The sequence below is a fragment of the Kitasatospora sp. Root107 genome (assembly GCF_001424875.1).
In the GTDB taxonomy this organism is placed as follows: Bacteria; Actinomycetota; Actinomycetes; order Streptomycetales; family Streptomycetaceae; genus Kitasatospora.
Genome location: NZ_LMCT01000045.1, coordinates 60952 through 78915, shown reverse-complemented (window position 1 = coordinate 78915; position 17964 = coordinate 60952). Strand labels below are relative to the sequence as shown.

The 17964-nt window shown below is 70.9% G+C and carries 15 protein-coding genes, 1 tRNA gene and 1 riboswitch; of the genes, 3 read left to right on the top strand and 13 right to left on the bottom strand.

The window, feature by feature from the left end; genetic code table 11:
* The first annotated feature begins 239 nt into the window (after positions 1–239).
* The gene (locus ASC99_RS28955; RefSeq protein ID WP_057237542.1) at positions 240–680 is read left to right on the top strand and encodes an SsgA family sporulation/cell division regulator; all 441 of its coding nucleotides are present in this window, start codon (positions 240–242) and stop codon (positions 678–680) included.
* Positions 681–688: 8 nt separating this feature from the next.
* Here the strand turns inward: ASC99_RS28955 and ASC99_RS28950 are convergent, their stop codons facing one another.
* From ASC99_RS28950 to ASC99_RS28935, 4 genes are all read right to left on the bottom strand, one after another.
* Positions 689–3214 carry a bifunctional lysylphosphatidylglycerol flippase/synthetase MprF gene (locus ASC99_RS28950; RefSeq protein WP_082598722.1) on the bottom strand — a complete coding sequence of 842 codons (2526 nt, stop codon included), beginning with the start codon at positions 3212–3214 and terminating at the stop codon, positions 689–691.
* Complete coding sequence (locus ASC99_RS28945; protein ID WP_057237540.1) at positions 3211–4533, bottom strand: esterase family protein; 1323 nt, start codon at positions 4531–4533, stop codon at positions 3211–3213. Before ASC99_RS28945 ends, ASC99_RS28950 begins: the two co-directional genes overlap by 4 nt.
* A complete protein-coding gene (locus ASC99_RS28940) occupies positions 4533–5162 on the bottom strand; it encodes a class F sortase (RefSeq protein WP_057237538.1) in 630 nt (209 codons plus the stop codon). Before ASC99_RS28940 ends, ASC99_RS28945 begins: the two co-directional genes overlap by 1 nt.
* A gap of 114 nt (positions 5163–5276) precedes the next feature.
* A complete protein-coding gene (locus ASC99_RS28935; protein ID WP_063857226.1) occupies positions 5277–7817 on the bottom strand; it encodes a phosphatidylglycerol lysyltransferase domain-containing protein in 2541 nt (846 codons plus the stop codon).
* Positions 7818–8084: 267 nt separating this feature from the next.
* On the opposite strand from ASC99_RS28935, the gene ASC99_RS28930 reads away from it, so the two are divergent.
* Complete coding sequence (locus ASC99_RS28930; RefSeq protein ID WP_057237536.1) at positions 8085–9359, top strand: hypothetical protein; 1275 nt, start codon at positions 8085–8087, stop codon at positions 9357–9359.
* 61 nt (positions 9360–9420) lie between these two features.
* Here ASC99_RS28930 and ASC99_RS28925 read toward each other — a convergent pair whose 3' ends face one another.
* The gene (locus tag ASC99_RS28925) at positions 9421–10884 is read right to left on the bottom strand and encodes an MFS transporter (protein ID WP_057237534.1); all 1464 of its coding nucleotides are present in this window, start codon (positions 10882–10884) and stop codon (positions 9421–9423) included.
* 91 nt (positions 10885–10975) lie between these two features.
* On the bottom strand, positions 10976–11290 hold the full coding sequence (locus ASC99_RS28920; RefSeq protein ID WP_057237532.1) for a multidrug efflux SMR transporter: 315 nt from the start codon (positions 11288–11290) through the stop codon (positions 10976–10978).
* Between the two features lie 35 nt (positions 11291–11325).
* Positions 11326–11386, bottom strand: a riboswitch (guanidine-III (ykkC-III) riboswitch).
* 274 nt (positions 11387–11660) lie between these two features.
* Here ASC99_RS28920 and ASC99_RS28915 point away from each other — a divergent pair.
* Positions 11661–11732: transfer RNA gene (locus tag ASC99_RS28915), tRNA-Cys, on the top strand.
* Positions 11733–11884: 152 nt separating this feature from the next.
* On the opposite strand, the gene ASC99_RS41810 is transcribed toward ASC99_RS28915, so the two are convergent.
* From ASC99_RS41810 to ASC99_RS28880, 7 genes are all read right to left on the bottom strand, one after another.
* Complete coding sequence (locus ASC99_RS41810; protein WP_057237530.1) at positions 11885–13354, bottom strand: WXG100 family type VII secretion target; 1470 nt, start codon at positions 13352–13354, stop codon at positions 11885–11887.
* Position 13355: 1 nt separating this feature from the next.
* Positions 13356–13685, bottom strand: a complete 330-nt coding sequence (locus ASC99_RS28905) for a hypothetical protein (RefSeq protein WP_057237528.1) — start codon at positions 13683–13685, stop codon at positions 13356–13358.
* 142 nt (positions 13686–13827) lie between these two features.
* The gene (gene mycP, locus ASC99_RS28900; RefSeq protein WP_057237526.1) at positions 13828–15192 is read right to left on the bottom strand and encodes a type VII secretion-associated serine protease mycosin; all 1365 of its coding nucleotides are present in this window, start codon (positions 15190–15192) and stop codon (positions 13828–13830) included.
* A 143-nt stretch (positions 15193–15335) separates the two neighbouring features.
* Positions 15336–15914, bottom strand: a complete 579-nt coding sequence (locus tag ASC99_RS28895; RefSeq protein WP_057240859.1) for a hypothetical protein — start codon at positions 15912–15914, stop codon at positions 15336–15338.
* Positions 15915–15925: 11 nt separating this feature from the next.
* Positions 15926–16315 (bottom strand): hypothetical protein, encoded by a 390-nt coding sequence (locus tag ASC99_RS28890; RefSeq protein ID WP_057237522.1) that lies wholly within the window; start codon positions 16313–16315, stop codon positions 15926–15928.
* Entirely contained in the window at positions 16315–17583 is a 1269-nt protein-coding gene (locus ASC99_RS28885) for an amidase domain-containing protein (RefSeq protein ID WP_057237520.1), read from the bottom strand. Before ASC99_RS28885 ends, ASC99_RS28890 begins: the two co-directional genes overlap by 1 nt.
* Positions 17580–17888: a type VII secretion target gene (locus tag ASC99_RS28880; RefSeq protein ID WP_057237518.1), complete on the bottom strand. Its 309-nt coding sequence runs from the start codon at positions 17886–17888 to the stop codon at positions 17580–17582. The genes ASC99_RS28885 and ASC99_RS28880 overlap by 4 nt, the downstream gene beginning before the upstream one ends.
* Between the last annotated feature and the right edge of the window lie 76 nt (positions 17889–17964).

The following is a 17964-nucleotide window of genomic DNA, read 5'->3' as shown; positions in this document are numbered from 1 at the left end:
GCCTACCGGCACCCGCCCCGGCCGACCGCCCGACACGAGATCCGCAGGACCGCCCGGAGGTGCACGGCGTACTCCCGCCGAAGCCCGGGTCTACCGACCGGTTTCGACGGAAGGATCACGGGCAGTGTGACGTGGATCACGTCATTTGGTGGCAGAAGTGACGTAAGACCCCACGGGTCCCCCGGCTCTCACTGGTGTGGGCCCAAACAACCGGGCCCACGCCCGATCGGGAGGAACCCATGTCCGCCGCCGTAGTCGAGCAGGTCGCCCAGGCCCGGCTCATCGTCAGCACCCACCGCTCCGCCCTGCTCCGCGTCACGCTGCGGTACCGGTCCGACGACCCGCTGGCGGTGCGGATGGGCTTCCCGGCCGAGTACTCGCTGGACACCGAACCCGAGCTGCCGGACACCCCGCAGCCGCCCGAGATCGAGTGGGTGTTCGCCCGTCAGCTGCTGGCGGCCGGTCTCGACCTGCCGACCGGCGACGGCGACGTGCACATCCGCCCCGCGCTCGGCCGGCGGGCCATGGTCGAGCTGCGGGCCCCCGAGGGCGTCGCGCTGCTCCAGTTCGACGCACCCGAGCTGCGCCGCTTCCTCTGGCGCAGCTACCTCGCGGTGGCCGAGGGCGAGGAGCACACCTTCCTGGACGCGGACCAGGCGCTGGCCGAGCTGCTCGGCTGAGGGGGACGTCAGCCGGACAGCTTGCGCATCAGCCGGACTCCCTGGGCGGGCGTCAGATGCGGCAGGTACGCCTTGCCGATCGCCCGGCTGATGCTGCCCAGCGCGGCCGGGTCCGGGTAGACCATGTACATCGGCCGGTACTCGGGCTGGAACTTGGCCTTGAAGGCGAGCAGCGAGCGGAAGCCGTAGACCGGCTCCATGCTCCGGCCCAGCCAGTCCATGGTGCGGTCCAGCGTGCTCAGTTCGGCGCCGCGTTCGGCCCGGGCCAGCGGTGCGCCGGAGAGGCTGAGGAACTCGGCACCCTCCTCCTTGAAGCCGAGCGCGGCGGAGGCGATCAGGAACTCCATCACACCCCGGAAGCCCTCCGAGCGGCGCCGCATGAAGTCCAGCGTCCAGCCCACCGGGGCGCCGTCCCGGTAGACCGGCATCCAGCTGGTCAGCCCGTGGACGGTGCGGTCGGCGTCCACCGCGACCAGCACCCGGACCGCCGGGTCGGCCAGCTCCGCCAGGCCGCCGAGGGTGAAGCCCATCTCGGGCAGGCCCTTGTCGGAGACCCACTCCTCCGAGATCGAGCGGATCTGGTCCCGGATCGCGATCGGGGCGTCCTGCCAGCTCCACCACTCGGCGGTGATGCCCTGCTTGCCGGCCTTGTTCAGCGAGGTCCTGATGTCCTGCCACTTCTTACCCGTGAAGGCCAGGTCGGGCAGCGGCACCACGGTGTCCTCGGCGACCTGGAGCGAGCGCCAGCCGAGCTGCTCGGCGGCCTGCCGGGTGTCGGCGGTGACCGAGTAGAAGCACGGCGTCCAGCCGCGCTCGTCGCAGTACTCGGCGAACCCGGCCACCGCCCGCCGCCGGGCGGCCGGTTCGCCGAACGGGTCGCCGGTGGTCAGCGCCACGGTGGCGAGCACCCGGTACGGGACGGCTGCCTCGCCCCGCTCGTCGAACCAGTAGTGGTTGCCGTCCCAGGTGGAGATGAAGGAGAGCGTCGAGCCGCCGTACCGGGTCAGCAGCTCCCTGGCCCGGGCCGCGTCCTCGGCGTCCACGTGCACCACCGGACGGCGGAACGCCAGCAGCAGCGCGACCAGGGCGACCGCCCAGAACAGCACCCCGCACCAGATCTCGAGTGCCTGCGCGGTGCCGCCGACCGCGATCGGGTAGTCCGGCACCAGGTCGTTGTAGGCGGGCGGCAGCAGCTCCGAGGGCAGCCCGGCGAACAGCCCGCCGAGGGTGGCGTCCGGCTCGTACTGGTCCCGGACCAGCCAACCGATCCCGACGTACGCCCCGCAGCTCAGCACCAGGGCGGAGCCGATCACCAGCGCCAGCCGGCGCAGGTCCCGTCCTGGCAGCCGCTGGTCGAAGCGCTGACGGGTGATCAGCAGCAGCACCAGCATCGCCACCGGCAGCAGCATCGCCTCACCCATCAGCTGGAACAGGTAGCCGGCGCCGCCGCTGTCGGCGAAGTCGTCGTAGTTGTCCACCAGCACCCAGGCCAGCACCCCGGTCCAGAGCAGTTCGGTGCAGGCGGTGATCCACCAGGCCGCCCGCAGCCCCCGGCGCAGGCCCTCGGCCAGCACCACCAGCAGGGCGGGCACCAGGGCCGCCATCAGCCGCCCGGGCGAGTCGAAGAACCGCTGGGTGGAGTGTGCACGGGCGCAGGCCTTGGCCGACTCCTCGCAGGCCTCGGTGACCTCCTCGGCCGAGGGCACGTGCGAGAAGTACAGCTCGCTCATGGTGTTGAAAGGCCCGATCGCGTCCTGGTAGAGCGAGGCGACCAGCGGGCCGAGCGCGGTGGCCAGCAGGCAGAGCGCGACCAGCACCCGGGCCTCGGTGTGCGAGATCCCCCGTGGCAGAGCCGGCCTGCGGTGGTGCAGCAGCGCGCCCAGCAGCAGGCCGACCAGCACACCCGCGAACCGCTGAACGCTCTCCAGATGGCCGATGTAGAGCATCGCCACCAGGGGCACCAGCACCACCAGCAGCCGCACCCGGCGCCGCCAGAGTGCGGTCAGCCGGTAGCTGAGCACCGCCGCCAGGCCGAGCAGGCCGACGCCGGGGCCGACGGCGATCTGGTCCTGGATCGAGTTCAGCCAGTCCAGGTCGGCCGCCACCCCGAGCCGGACCAGACCGGTGCCGAGCAGCGTGCCGAGCACCTGACAGCCGATCAGCACCCCGGCGGTCAGCGGAGTCCCGAGCCGCTGCTCGGCGACCGGGCCGAGCACCAGCAGCAGCAGGCTGGTGGACACGTAAGCGCCGATGCCCGGACACCAGAACAGCGAACTGACCACGGTCCACCAGTGACCGTCCGTCAGGGTCGGGATGCCGACCCCGACCTGTTCGAGCAGCGACTGCCCCGGCCCGTCACCGAGGCTGCCGGTGGCCGCGCCGACCACCCAGAGCGCGGCGAACAGGGCCACCGTGAGCGGCGCGGTGCGCAGCCGCCCGGCCAGCAGGCCGAGAAGCCGCAGCCAGCGGTGCCAGCCGCGCTCGGGCTCGGGGGCGATCGGGGCGGCCTCGGCCACCGGGAGGGTTTCGGTCATCGGATCAGTCCCGCCTGCTGTGCCAGCCAAGGGATGTTGACGCCCAGTCCGGCCCGGAAGGTGTTCCAGTCGTGGCCGCCGGGGACGGTCTGGAAGTGGGCCTGCATCCCGGCCGCCAGCGCGGCCTGGTAGACCTTCTGCTGCTGCGGCCCGAACTCGCCGTCACCGGCGCCGACCACGAAGGCCGCAGCGGTGTCGGGGAACCTCTTCCGGGCCATCACGTGCAACGGGTCGACCGCGTCGAAGGCCGCCTCGTCCCCGCCGAACGCCTGCTGCACGGTCTCCTGACGGGTACCCAGGGTGGGCTCGTCCTGTCCGGAGATGTCCAGGAAGATGCCGTAGACCTCCGGGGCGTTCACGGCCAGCTGCAGTGAACAGGTGCCGCCCTGGGACAGCCCGCCGATCGCGGTGGACTTCCGGCCGGTGGCGGTCTGCAGATGGGTGTGCGCCCAGTCCGGCACGTCCTGGGCCAGATAGGTCTGGGCCTGGGCGATCTTCGAGTTCATGCAGAGCGAGTTGCCCCACTCCGAGCCGTTCTGGCCGATCGCCACCACGATCGGGGCCAGGCCCTGGTGCGCGGCGGCGAAGGCGTCCATCTGCTGCGGCATCTCTCCGGTGCCGACCCACTGCGCCGGGGTGCCGGGCTGGCCGGTCAGCAGCACCAGTACCGGCAGCAGCGGCCGGGGGTTCGCCTGGTAGGCGGGCGGCAGGTAGACGTACGCGTCCGGGGTGCTGAAGCCGGACTTGACGCCGGGGATCGGGGTGGTCGAAACGGTGCCCTTGGCGGGCAGCCCGGCGGGGGCGTGCCAGACCTCGGCGAGCGTCTTGCCCTCCGGTACGTGCAACGGCGTGACCTGACCGGTGGTCAGCGCGTCGGTCTTGCCGAGCCACGGCTCCAGCATCACCCGCAGGGTGGGGTACTCGTCGAACTGTCGGTTGATCTGCGAGGAGGCCATCAGCACCACCAGCGCGGCCCCCAGCACCGCCACCCCTCGCCCGCGCCAGGGCAGCGGCGGCATCCGCAGCGCGGCCAGGCAGAGCCCGAGCACCGCCATCCCGATCCAGAACAGGGTCGGCCTGGGCAGTCCGTCGGGGAACGGCACCCACCAGTCGTCCACCACGAACCGCAGCAGCACGGTGAGCGCGGCGGCCAGCACCACGGCGCACACCAGCCGCCTGCTCCACCAGTGCCGGCTCCTGGAGTACGCCAGCACGAGCAGCGCGGCCCAGCCGACCGCCAGCACCAGGTACGGGATCACCCCGGTGGTCAGCGACCAGTCCAGCGGGTTCCAACCGGCCAGCTCGGCGTGACGGCCCATCAGGTGACGCTCCGCACCAGGTGGGCGAAGACCACCACGTTGGCGTCCCAGCCGTGCGCCGCCGAGAACCCGCCGCCGCAGGTGATCAGCCGCAGCTGGGAGTCGGCCCGCTGGCCGTACACCCGGGTGTCGGGGAAGTCCGTCTTGGCGAAGCTCTCCACGCCGTCCACGGTGAAGTACCCGGTGCCCTTGTCTGCGCCGTCCACCTCCACCTGGTCGCCCTTGTGCAGGGTGCCGAGACCGTAGAAGACCGCGGGCCCGGACGCGATGTCGACGTGCCCGGCCATGATCGCGGTACCGCGCTGGCCCGGGGTGACACCGTCCCGGTACCAGCCCGTGAGGTTGCGGTCGTGCTCCGCCGGAGTCTCCAGCCGGCCGCCGACATCCAGCCCGAGCGCGGCCACCGGGGCGTCCACCCCGAGCGCCGGGATCCTGATCCGGGTCGGCACCGCGTACGGCCTGGGCGGCACCAGCAGGGCCGCCGTGGTGGCGTCGTCCATCGCCTGGCTGCCGTCCGGACCGAGCGGGCCGCCGTGCCCGCCGCCTGCCAGCAGCCAGGCCCCGACCAGCAGGGCACCACCCGCAGCGAGCGAGCCCGGCCACGGGCTCCTGGAGACCTGCCCGGTCACTCCCGACTCCCCTCGTCCGTCCGACCCTGATCCGTGCCAGTCAACCGCCGCCGGCGCCGCACCGCGCGGCGACCGCGCCCTCGCGGCGACCGCTGCAAGGAACATGACCGCAGGTCAACGCCCTGACGATGGGTCAGCACCGACGCCGGCCATGACCTGCCCCGAACGAGTGACCGCACCGCCCGGCAGTCGGCGCCTGGACAGCAGCCCCTGGGTGCTCACGCCGGCCAGCACGATCGCGGGCAGCTCGGCGGACTTCTCGTACAGCAGGAACCTCGGCACCCAGTGCGGGCCGTACCTGGCGTTCGCCCGGTAGCGCTCCTCCAGCCGCCACCAGCGGGCCAGCGAGTTCAGCACCGCCCTGGCCAGCCGGAGGACGGGCCCGGCGCCGACCCGTGCGCCGCGCTCGAAGACGTGGCGGAACATCGCGAAGTTCAGTGAGACCCTGACCACCCCGAACTCCCCGGCCCGCAACAGCAGTTCGGTGAGCAGGAAGTCGACCAGCCCGTCGTCGGACTCGCGGTCCCGGCGGACCAGGTCGAGGGTCAGGCCGTCGCCGCCCCACGGCACCAGGTTGACCAGCGCGCAGACCCGGCCGTACTCGTCCCGGCACTCGGCCAGCAGGCAGTCGCCGTCCGCCGGGTCGCCGAGCCGTCCCAGCGTCATGGTGAGGCCGCGATCGCCCCGCCCGTGCCGCCAGGCGTCGGCGAGCCGGACCAGCTCGGCCGACTCGGCCGCCGGGACGTCCCGGTGACGGCGCAGCAGCACCCGGTACCCGGCCGCGGTGACCCGCTCCCAGACCTCTCGCAGCTCCGCCGACGGCTCGAAGCCCACCGCCTCGACCACCGCCTCGTCGCCGAACTCCAGCGCCCGCAGCCCCGACCGCTGGTACGCCGTCCCGGCCCGCTCCCCCGCGCCCAGCACCGCCGGGATCCAGGCGTACTGCCTGGCCTGCTGCCGCCAGACCTCGATCGCCTGCGGCCAGGCCTCCGGGTCGCCGATCGGATCGCCGGTGGCGAAGGTGACGCCGTTGACCACCCGGTGCAGCACCGCCGCCTTGCCCGACGGCGACCAGCAGACCGCCCGGTCCCGACGGAGCGCCAGATAGCCGAGCGAGTCCCGCTCGCCGTGCCGGGCCAGCAGCGCGCGCAACCGCTCCTCGTCCTCGGGCTCCAGCCTGACCAGCCCGCGCGGGGAGCGGAACAGCAGCCGGACGGTGACCAGCAGCAGCGCCGCACCCAGCACGTTCAGCAGCAGGTCGAACCAGCCGGGCACCGCCAGATCGGCGTACTCGCCGATGCCGGAGAGGGTGACCAGCCGGAGCGCCACGTAGGTCGCGCTCTCGCCCCAGCCCGGTGAACTGCCCTGGTCGGCCACCCGGAGCAGGACGGCGCCCAGGGCGGTGAGCAGCCCGCCGCCGCAGACCAGGAAGGCCAGCGCGAGCGGCAGGTTGCCCGGCTCGCCCCGGGCCCGGAAGGCCGGGCGGCCGAGCAGCAGGGCCACCAGCACGGCCAGGGTCAGCCCGGCCGAGACCCAGTTGAAGGGGTGCACGCGGTCCTCCGGCAGCGCCGCGAGAGCGACCGAGAACAGCACCGCGTACAGCGCCACCACCGTGGTGGCCACCACCCAGGCGGCCCGCTTGCGGCGGCGCAGCATCACCGCGAGCAGCGCGGCGAACAGCGCCGCGGTGAAGCCCGCGGTCATCAGCACCGGGGTGAAGAACTCACCGCTGTTGGCCCGGTGCACCTGATCGCGGAACGGCGCGATCAGCCCGGCCAGCAGGTTGAGCGCCGCCGCGACCCGCAGGTACCACTCGGCCCCGGTGGCGCACCGGCCGCGCCAGCGCGGCAGCGCCACCGGCGGGGCCTCCACCGGCCGGGGTGACGGGGGCTCAGGCACCGGCTCCGGGTGCGGGCTCGGGTCGGGGGCACCGGCCAGCACGTCGTACACCGAGGTCTTCGCCGCCACCAGCCGCCGGTGGATCCGCTCCTCCCGGCGTTCCGCCCTGGCCAGCCGCCGGGGCCGGGCGTGGTAGCGCCAGCGGGCCCACGGGCTGCGCGGCCTGGCCAGCCGGAGCATCCCGACGACCGCCAGCGGCGCCAGCATCACGCCCAGCAGCCCGGTCCAGAGCTTGCCCTTGAGCAGACAGACCAGCACCGGCACCAGCAGCAGGCCTGCACCCAGCAGCTGACTGCCGGTCACCCCGCCGACGAAGCCGCCCAGCGGCACCTCGCCGATCAGCAGCAGCCCGATCAGCGAGACGGTCAGGATCACCGCGTCCACCGAGGTCCGGCCCTGTTCGCTCCAGTACACGTCCTCCAGGTGCAGCACCAGCGCGAACTCGTCCAGCACCAGTCCGCAGCCGATCCCGAACCCGATCGCCAGCACCTCGCGCAGCGCCCCGCCGTCGCCCCGGACCGCGACGGCGCCGACGCCGCAGATCACCATCAGCCCCTGGCCGAACACCACGTGATGGATGTGCAGGCCGCCGGGCGTCACGTTGCCCGGCCACCAGGAGGTGCCGCGGCGGATCATCCGGACACTGAACCGGATGAACAGGAAGGAGCCGATCAGTCCGAGCAGCAGCAGGAAGAGCGGCTGCCGACCGGTGTCGACGATCCGCTCGTGGTAGGCATCGAGCACCGACTGCCACATGGACGGATCTGCCTCCGTGAGTCCCGGGCTCCCATCTGACGCCGGGTCAGGGACGGTCGCCAGCCGGGTACTCCGAACGGGCGAGCGTCGTCCTCGCGCCCTGAGGATCACCCCCGCCACCGCCCCGCCTTACCCGGCGGACGGCGCCCGCCGTGGCAGGCTGTGGCCCATTAGCCACATCCGTGCACTTATCGGACTATTCATCGGCCGACTCCCGAGGGCCTCGGCTCAAGTCACCCCGCACGGCCTCCAGGAACGGACGTGACCATGGACGCACTCTCCCGCCGCACACTGCTGGCCGCCGGGGCCGCCACCGCCGCCACACTGGCGGCCGGCTGCGCCAGTTCGACCGGCAGCGACGGCGAGCAGGCCGCCGCCGCCCCGCCCGCCGTCGGCAGCCCGGGAGCCCACGCCAGCGTCCCGGCCAAGCCCCCGGCCATCGTGATCGGTGACGGCTCCACCTCGGACACCGGCCCGCAGCCCCACCAGCCCACGCCCGAGCAGCTCAAGCCCGGCGAGCGGCCGCCGCAGTTCGTGGTCTTCTCCTGGGACGGCGCGGGCGAGCTGGACAACCGCCTGTTCACCCGGTTCCGGCAGCTGGCCAAGGACAACAACGCCTCGATGACCTTCTTCCTGTCCGGCATCTACACCCTGCCGGAGGCCAAGAAGGACCTCTACCACCCGCCGCAGCACCGGGTCGGCGCGAGCGACATCGGCTACCTGACGGACCAGCACATCCACGACACCATCGAGCAGATCGGCGCCTCCTGGCTGGAGGGCCACGAGATCGGCACCCACTTCAACGGCCACTTCTGCGGCGCCAACGGCGGCGGCCGGTGGTCGCCCGAGGAGTGGGACAGCGAGATCGAGCAGGCGATGTCCTTCGTGATGAGCTGGAAGACCAACACCGGCTTCACCGACCTGCCCGCACTGCCCTTCGACTACCGCAAGGAGCTGATCGGCGGCCGCACCCCCTGCCTGGAAGGCCAGCGCGGCCTGCTGCCGACCGCGGTCAAGCGGAACTGGAAGTACGACAGCAGCGGCCCCGGCGGCACCCAGGTCTGGCCGCAGAAGTTCCAGGGCGGGGCGCTCTGGGACATGCCGCTGCAGTCCGTCCCGTTCCCCGGGCACAGCTTCCAGGTGCTCTCGATGGACTACAACATCATGTACAACCAGTCCGGCAACAACACCAAGGGCAGCGCGGGTTCGTACGACGCCTGGCGCACCCAGGCCGCCGGGTCGTACCTGGCCGGCTTCGAGCGGGCGTACAACTCCAACCGGGCACCGCTCTACATCGGCAACCACTTCGAGCAGTGGAACGGCGGCATCTACATGGACGCCGTCGAGCAGACCATCAAGACCATCGCGGGCAAGCCCGAGGTCCGGCTGGTGTCGTTCCGTCAGCTGGTCGAGTGGCTGGAGGTGCAGGACCCGGCGGTGCTCCGCAAGCTGCAGACCCTCAACCCGGGCCAGGCACCGACCGGCGGCTGGGAGACCTTCCTCGGCACCCCGGCGGCGGCCGTGAGCCCGGCGGCGGGCTGACCCACCGCCCACCTCCCGTCGACAGCGCGGCCCTGTCCGGTCCGGCCGCGCTGTCGGTGCGTCAGACCGTCTTCACCCGGCTGGTGAGGGCGGCACCCAGCAGGGCCACACCCGTCATCACCGCGAAGATCACCGCGAACGGCGCGACCGGCACTCCCGCCGCATCCGCCGCGCCTGCCGCGCCCGCCGCCGAGTCCGCCACCGTCAGGGAGCCGCCGCCGAGCGCGGCGAACAGCACGCCCGCCAGACCGGCCAGCGCCACGTTCCCGAGCGCGTCACTGAGCTGGAGCGAGGCCGAGTTGACCCCCGCCTCCTCCGGCGCCGAGAGCTTCATCATCAGCACGCTGATACTGGCCACCGCCAGCCCCATCCCGACCCCGCCGACCGCCCAGGCCACCGCCGTCACCCAGACCGGCACCGCCGGTATCAGCACCAGCGCCGCCCCCGCGATCGACACCGCCGTCAGCACGAATCCCAGCCGGATCAGCGCCTCTCGGTGCCGGTCCGCCGCCGGCCGCCCCTGCAGCCAGGAGCCCAGCGCCCAGGACAGCCCGCCACTGGTCAGGGTCAGCCCCGCCATGGTCAGCGACAGGTGCCGCTGAGTGACCATCATCAGCGGGATGAACAGCTCGGCCGTGAAGAACGCCCCCGCCGCCACCCCACGCAGCACGATCACCGTCGGGAGCCCCCTGGCCGCCCGCAGCGCCCCGGCCGGCAGCAGCCGCAGCACGGCCGGCGCCAGCAGCGCCACCCCCGCCACCGCCGGGATCAGCCCCAGCAGGTCGCGGCGCTGTCCCGCGTACTGCAACAGCGCCGCACCGACCGCGGCCATCGCCGCAAGACCGGTCCGCCGCAGGTCGAACTCCGCGCCCTGCTGCTGCGGCTGGGCCCGCTCGGCCCGCCGCAGGGCCGGGCCCATCACCGCCAGCGGCAGCAGGATCAGCACCGGCACCGCCAGGAACACCCAGCGCCAGCCCAGGTGCTGGGTCACCGCACCCGAGATCAGCGGCCCGAGGATCGAGGGCAGCACCCAGGCCGCCGAGAAGGCCGCGAACACGGCCGGCCGCAGCCGCTCCGGAAAGGCCCGCCCGACCACCACGTACAACGCCACGATCACCAGCCCGCCCCCGAGCCCCTGCACCGCCCGGCCCGCCACGAACATCCACATGTTCGCCGCCGCACCGGCCACCACCAGGCCCACCCCGAACACGGCGATCCCGGTGAACAGCGGCCCCATCGGCCCCCGCCGGTCCGACCACTGCCCCGAGACCACCAGCGCGAACAGCGTCGTGGTGAAGTACCCCGAGAAGGCGAAGGCGTACAGCCCGAGCCCGTGCAGCTGCCTGGCCGCCTCCGGCATCGCGGTGTTCACCGCCGTCGCCTCGAAGGCGAGCAGCAGGACGACCGAGACGATCCCGAGGGTGAGCGCGCGGTACGGGCCGCTCAGCACGCCGCCGCTCTCCTCTTCCGGGAGCGGGTCTTCCGGGCTGACGGCGTCGACCGAGGTGGGGGAGGCTGTGGTCATGAGTGCCATCGTAAGTGCCGTGGCCGCCTTTTACTCCTGACCTGCGACCCAGGCCCGCTCAGCCCCTGGACCTAGGACCGCCCCTGTTGGGTCAGTGCAGAACCTTGAGCCCGACCACTCCGCCGAGGATCAGCACCAGACAGGTGATCCGGGCCGCCGTCACCGCGTCCCCCATGACTGCCATGCCATATAGCGCCGTACCGATCGCACCGATCCCGACCCAGATCGCGTACCCCGTGCCGAGCGGGATCGACTTCATCGCGTACGCCAGCCCGCCCATGCTGAGCACCAGCGCGACCCCGAACACCACGCTCGGCACCAGCCGCGAGAACCCCTTGGACGCCTCCAGGGCAACCGCCCACACCGTCTCCAGCACACCGGCGATGATCAGAACAACCCAGGCCATGACGAGCACTCCCTCGCAGTAGGTGTCAGTTCACTACTGCGCCGTCTTGTCAGACCGGGTACGACGCGCTCGTCCGGGGCGATCAACTCGCCTGCCATCGAGGCTAGCACGGCCGACACACGGAATTCATATACGGATATTGACGCGGGCCCGCGCATTCGGGCACTATGAATTCACGAACAGCGCGCCCGGTCGATCCGGGCCACGACGACAGGAGCAGGCCATGAGCAGGGAGACGGTGGCGATCTCGATGCCCCTCACCTGTGCCGCTTCGTGTTGTCGGTCCTGTCGCTGACGTTCTCCTCCCTTGCCGACGGCGGTCCCTGACCTGACGTCACACCTTCTGCCTCACCTTCTGTTCCACCTTCACGGCCGTGTGCCCGAGTGGTTTAGGGAACCGCCTGCAAAGCGGTTTACACGGGTTCGATTCCCGTCATGGCCTCTTTGCCGGATGCGTCGAATTCCCCTGCGCGGGGGGAATTCGGCGCATTCTTTTTCGGCATTCTCTCGGCCCTGTCCCCGCCCCCACAAAGCGAACGGCCCGGCCACGGGGTCTCCCCCGTGGCCGGGCCGTCAGTCCGACCGGACCACCCGCTACTCGATCACCGGCGGGTTGGCCTTGCCGCCGGAACGCCAGGTGTCCTCGTCCTCGACCAGGTAGTCGGGACGGTTGCCGTTCTTGTCCTTCTTCTTCCCGCCGGCACCGGCCCCGGGCATACCGCCCGCACCCGGCGCACCACCACGGGCCTGGCCACCCTGGCCGAGACCGGAACCGCCCTGGGTGAAGGCCCGGCCGCTCGCGCCGCCCGCCTTCGCACCGCCGACCGCACCGCCCTCACGCCGGACCAGGCTCGGCTTACCGCCACCGGCCTTGCCGCCGCCGGCCGCACCACCACCGGGCATTCCACCCATACCGGGCGTACCACCACGGCCCTGACCCGCAGCGCCGCCAGCCGCACCAGCACCGGCCCCGGCACCCGCGCCACCGGCCCGGCCACCCGCACCGGAACCCGCACCGCCACCGGCCAGACCGCCGCCACGGCCACCGCCGGTCCCGATACCGCCACCACGACCGCCACCGCCAGGCAGCCCGCCGACACCACCGGGGAAGCCCCCGCCGATGCCGCCACCGCCACCACCGCCGCCGCCACCGGTCCCGATGCCGCCACCACCCGGAAGATCAATCCCGGGCCGGGGCAACGTCGTCCCCGGCGTCGGCACATGCACCCCACCATCGATCCCGGTACCGGGCACCCAGCCCGGCAGCTTGCCCTCCCCGGTCCCACCGGGCACCGGCGGAGTCCACGGCGTCGGCGGCACGACGGGCCTGCCGTCGTCGCCCGGGCCGGGCAGGTGCTTGGGGGGCGTCGGCGACTTGGGGTCGCTGTTGTCGGGGCCGGACGGGCCGACCGGCGGCGCGATCTTCGGCTGCGGCTTGGGCGGCGTAACCGGCGGCGGCTCGACCGGAGTCGGCGGGTAGGGCTTGCTGGGGTCACTGATGTCGTCAATCGGCGGCTTCCCCAGGAACTCGACTGCCGAGTCGTACTGCGGCGCCAGGTGCTCCATCACCACGATCGCCCGCTGATGAGCGATCTCGGTGGCCGACAGTTCGTCATAGTTCTTGTTGACAGCAGTGGCCCGATCCATGCCGCCTGCCAGGTCCGCCTTGAACTGCGCGTCGGAGCGCTGTCCGAGGTCGCCGACCAACTTCACGCCACTCTCGAACCGGCTGGGGACATCGATGTCCTCCATGACCCCCTTGCTCTGCTCCAGCGCCTGCCCGGCGTAGTTCATGGCAGTGGAGGTCCGTACCGCATACGAGGCCGTGTTGGTCATGCTGGTCTGGATGCGAGTGGCCGCAGTGACGAAACTCTGCGAGGCAGTGCCCTGCCAGGTCTGCGTGGCGTGCTCGACCGCCTTCTGCAAGTCCTCTGCAGCGGCCCGTAGTTCGGCGTCGACGTTCTTCCAGTGGTCGGCCACCTCCTTCAGCCGACCAGGGTTGGACACGTTCAACATCCGCTGGAGCGGGATCAGGGATTGACCCTCGAAGTAGGACCTCGCCATGTCAGTTCCCCTTCCGCTGGGAGTCCATGGCGGACTTCTGGTCTTCGTCGACGCCCCGGTAGTTCTGGTTGACCTGATGGGTCTTGTCACCGAAGTCGTTGATCAGCTGGTTCAGGTTGGCGATGGTGGTGCTGAGGAAGGTCTGCATGTTCCCGTGCGCGGAGCGGAGCGTCTCCGCTTCCTTGAAACCGCTGCCCCCGAAGTCGTTCGGTCCGACCACGGTGTTGTACTTGCTGCTGTTCGCGGTCTGACCGAGGTTCTGCTGGAGGGCGCGCAGTCGTCTGACTACCGCCTCCAGTTCGTCGGTGTTGACCTGGTATCCGTCCGACATTCGGCTCCTCCCCCTGGAGTGTCGATGCTTCCCCGTCTGGCTCTGGCGGGTGCTGAAGTCGCCTCGTCCGACCGGTTGCTGTCATCCGGTCAAGGCGTTCGATCGTATCGCTTAAGCAGAGGGTGCTGACACACCCTCAGCGTCACTGGTTCTGACCGGAACCGTAAGGATTCGGGTACGGCGGCTGCTGCGGCGGCTGGTTGCCGTACGGGGGCTGACCCGGCGGCGGAGGCTGGCTGCCGTACGGCTGGTTCGGGTACGGCGGCTGGGCCTGCGGGTATCCGTACGGAGCCGGTCCCGGCGGGACCGAGGCAGCGGCCCGACGGCGCTTCGCGGCTCGCACGATCAACACGATCACACCGATGAAGAGCAGCACAAGGACCAGTAGGATGCCGCCCGCGATGGCAAGACCCTTGCCCACGAAGGAGAATCCATCCGACTCGACCTCCTCAGCGGCTGATCCCCCGGACGCGGCCCCACCCGGTGCCGGAACAGCAGCGCTGGGCGCACTACTCGAACCGTCCGACGCGGCGGTTTTGGCCAGCGGCCCCTGGGCCGGGCCCGCCGGGATGTCCTGGGTGAGCGCCTCGTACGGGCGGATGATGCCGTAGCCGTAGCGCTCATCCGGGAGCTTTCCGCCTCCCGAGGCCGGTGCCTGCGCCGACTTGACCAGCCGGTTGGCGATCTGACCTGCCGATAGGTTGGGGTACTTGGCCCGCAGCAACGCGGCAGCACCGGATACATGGGCTGTGGCGGCCGAAGTCCCGTTGGCCATGCAGTACCGGCTCCCGCTACAGACCCCGGCAGAGACGACTTCCACTCCCGGCGCGGTCAGCAGTACCCCTGGACCGTAGTTGGACTTCGCCCAGACCTTCCCGCCCTTGTCGACGGCACCCACGGCCAGAACGCCCGGCGTGTTGGCCGGGCTGCTGATCGGGGTCTGTCCGTCATTCCCCGTACCAGCCACGATCAGGACGTCTTTCGAGAGTGCGTAGGCAACGGCCTCGGCAACCTCCTTGTCCGCCGCACTCCGTGAGCCCTGGGAGATGTTGATGACCTTGGCGTCGTGGTCGACCGCCCAGCGGATGCCCTCAGGGATCGCGTCCGAGTTGTCGGCGGAGGACTTGAAGATCGGCAGGATCTTTGCCCCCGGTGCCACTCCGATTGCACCCTCGCCGTTCCCGTGGCCCTTCCCCGCGATGATGGCAGCCATCGCGGTGCCGTGATCGGCGGTCGAACTCTTCTCCCGCCCCTGACCACCGGGGTCGAAGCCCGGAAGTGTCTGCCCTGCCAGATCGGGGTGGGTGACATCAATCCCTGAGTCGATGACCGCGACAGTGACGCCGGTGCCCTTGCTCACCGACCAGGCCTTCGCCAGCTCCAGCGTCTGGATGGCCCACTGCCCATCCCGGACCTGGTCCGCCGAGGCCAACGGCGCAGTGGTCAGCAGCAGACCGGCGGCCAACGTCGTGGCACCCAGTGCGCGCATGGTCCTGGTGAGCGTCATCCCTACCCCGTTACCCCGTCAATTGGAGACCGTGGTCCGCGCCTTGGAGGCACGCACCGTCCGATCGTATCTCCCGACCGGCTGACATGGGCAGGACCCCACGCCTCTGCACGTGTTCCGCACAGCCGCCTTGGCTCGATTCGTCACTTCACCGTCGGGATCTTGTCGAAGATCATCTGCGTGATCTTCCGAGCGACTCCGCAGACATCGGGCTGCGACTCCTTGTCGTAGTTCGCGATGTTGACGTTCAGCGCGTTGTCGCCGAACTCGTTGATGCTGTTGAGCTGCACGACGATGTCGCACTCATCAAGCCTTTTGCCGCTCGCCTTGGTCAGCTTCTGCGAAGCCTGGTTGCCACCGAACCGAAGCTTGGTGCCATCCGGATGAGGGTCGTAACGCTCGGCCATCACCGAGATCGCCAGCATCGACTGCTTCGTGGAGACGACGCAGTAGTTGCCGGGGTCGATGATGCCCTCCATCTCGTCGTTGGTGGCCTTGTTGATGTCCGCGGCGGTGAACACCGTGCAGACGTCAATCGTCTGCGTCTTCTTCTGCACGGTCACCGGCCCGGCGGCCGCGCCCGTGTCCGGGGTCTCGGACTCCACCGGCAGGTTGACCGTACTGCCGGAGTCACCAGTCACGGCACTGATGGCTGAACAGGAGACGAGCGTGAGCGGGAGCACCGCCAACGCCACTGTGCCGACGAGTCGTCGAGTGCGCATGTCGTGAGACCTCATTCCGAATTCTGATGTGCGCGGGCGTCAAAGCTCAGCGGCGCAGCGCCGGAGCACAGCCGCCGCCCCGTCCCCAGGTCGAGCGTGTCGGCGACCAGGAAGACGCCCGTACCCACCAGCGCCACACCGGCCACCATCGCGAGGACCGCCAGGACCCCCAGCCGCACCCGTCCCAGCAGGCGCAGCCCCAACGGCACCAGCACCGCCAGCAGCCCGAAGCCGAGCACACCCCAAGCCCCCACCCGCATACCGGTGTTGGCCGGCAGGTCCAGACAGCTGGCCAGCACCGCACGGTGCCGCTCCTCGTACGCGACGCTGAACCACCACGCGGCCGCGCCACCCAGCACGGCCGCCAGCACACCGAGGAGACCGGAAAGACGCGTCGTCATCAGTACCAACTCGGGGAGACGCGCACGATGCGGACCTTCTGTTCGCCCTCGGCCTTCTCGGTGGCGTGAACCCGCCCGTCCAGGCTGACGTTCTGTCGGGAGGTGGTGTGCTGGGTGTACTTGACGTCGCCGTCGGGGGTGACGGCGGTGACCACGGCGGCGTGGTGGGTGTTGCCCTTCTCGATGTGCTCGTTGTCGCCGGACTGCTCGTAGAAGATCAGGTCGCCGGGCATCGCCTGGGAGGCCGGGACCTCGTAACCGCCGTTCTCCAGCATGAAGTTCTGCAGGTTCTCGGCGGCGCCCCAGCTCTTCGAGTAGTCCATCCGCTCGTCGTACCAGCCGGAGTCGGCGTCGTCGTCGCGTCCCCAGCTGTCGTCCGACCAGCCGGGGCCCCAGCCGCTGTCCGGCTTCTCCTTGACGCCGCCCTGCCGCAGCGACTCCGAGGCGAAGTTGGTGCAGTTGTTGTCCAGCTTGTCGATCGACTGATCGTCCCAGTGATCCAGCGCCCACTGCACCTGCTTGACCCGGTCGTACTTGCCGTCCCGGCCGTGCAGGTCGAGCTTGACGTCCTCCGGGATGCCGTCCAGGTTGGCGAGCTTCACGGGCTCGGCCCGCATCAGTTCGCGCTGCTCCTGCACCGTCAGACCGGCCCACCAGTCCCGGACCACCTGCTGGTCGGTGCCGTCGGGGATGCTGCTGGAGAGGATGTTCATCTGGGTGTGCGAGGCGGCGGTCTGCGCCTCGTCCAGCGCCTTGGACGGGTCCGACTCGTACGTCTTGCCCATCAGGGTGCGCAGTTCGGGCTCGGCGAGCGCGTCGGCCTCGCGGGCCTGGCGCAGCGCCTCCTTGATGAGGTCGGAGACGTCGTTGAGGTTGTTGAGCTTCTCGCTGGTGACGCCCTCGCCCTGGGTGGAGGTGTTGCCGTTCTCGTCCACCGTGATCTGGTAGGCCTCGGCGAGTTCGAGGGCGTGCTGCAGGGTGCGCTGGGCGTACTCCATGGACGAGGCGAGCCCGTCCAGCACCATGGTGATGCCGCGCATGATGTCCGCGCCGGCCTCCAGCCGGTCGGCGATGTCCTTCAGGTCGGCGGCGGCCTGCTGCCCGACCGCGTCGGTCCAGTTCTCCGCCAGCGGGCGGCTGCCCTGGCCCCGGACGTCATCGGCGGCCTGCAACGCGTGCTTGGAGAGCGAGAGCCAGTCCTCGGCGGCGGTCTGCCACTGCGTCGGGTGGGCGTTCTTCAGATCGGCGAAGGTGATCACGGCGCTCACACCCGCCCGAGGTCGGTCATCGCCGCCCGCATCCGGGCGTCCGCCTCGGCGTCGGCCGCGTCGTACGAGTTGGCCGAGCTGTGCAGCTGCTCGGAGAGCTGCTGCATCCGGTCGGCCAGCACCACCATGTGGCGCTCCCAGTCCCCGGCGCACTCCCGCAGGGTCGCCGCGGAGGACCAGCCCGCGTCCAGCGAACCCGCGGTCTCACTGCTGTCCAGCGCACCGGAGAGCCGGCTCTTGGTCTGGCCGCTCAGCTCCCCCATGCTGTCGCCCGCCCTGCGTACCCCGCTGGTGGTGATGTTCATGTCCTGCACTCGGACCCCCGCCCGTTCCCCGCTCAAAAATCAGCTTTACCGGGGAACACCCTAACCAGACGGTCCG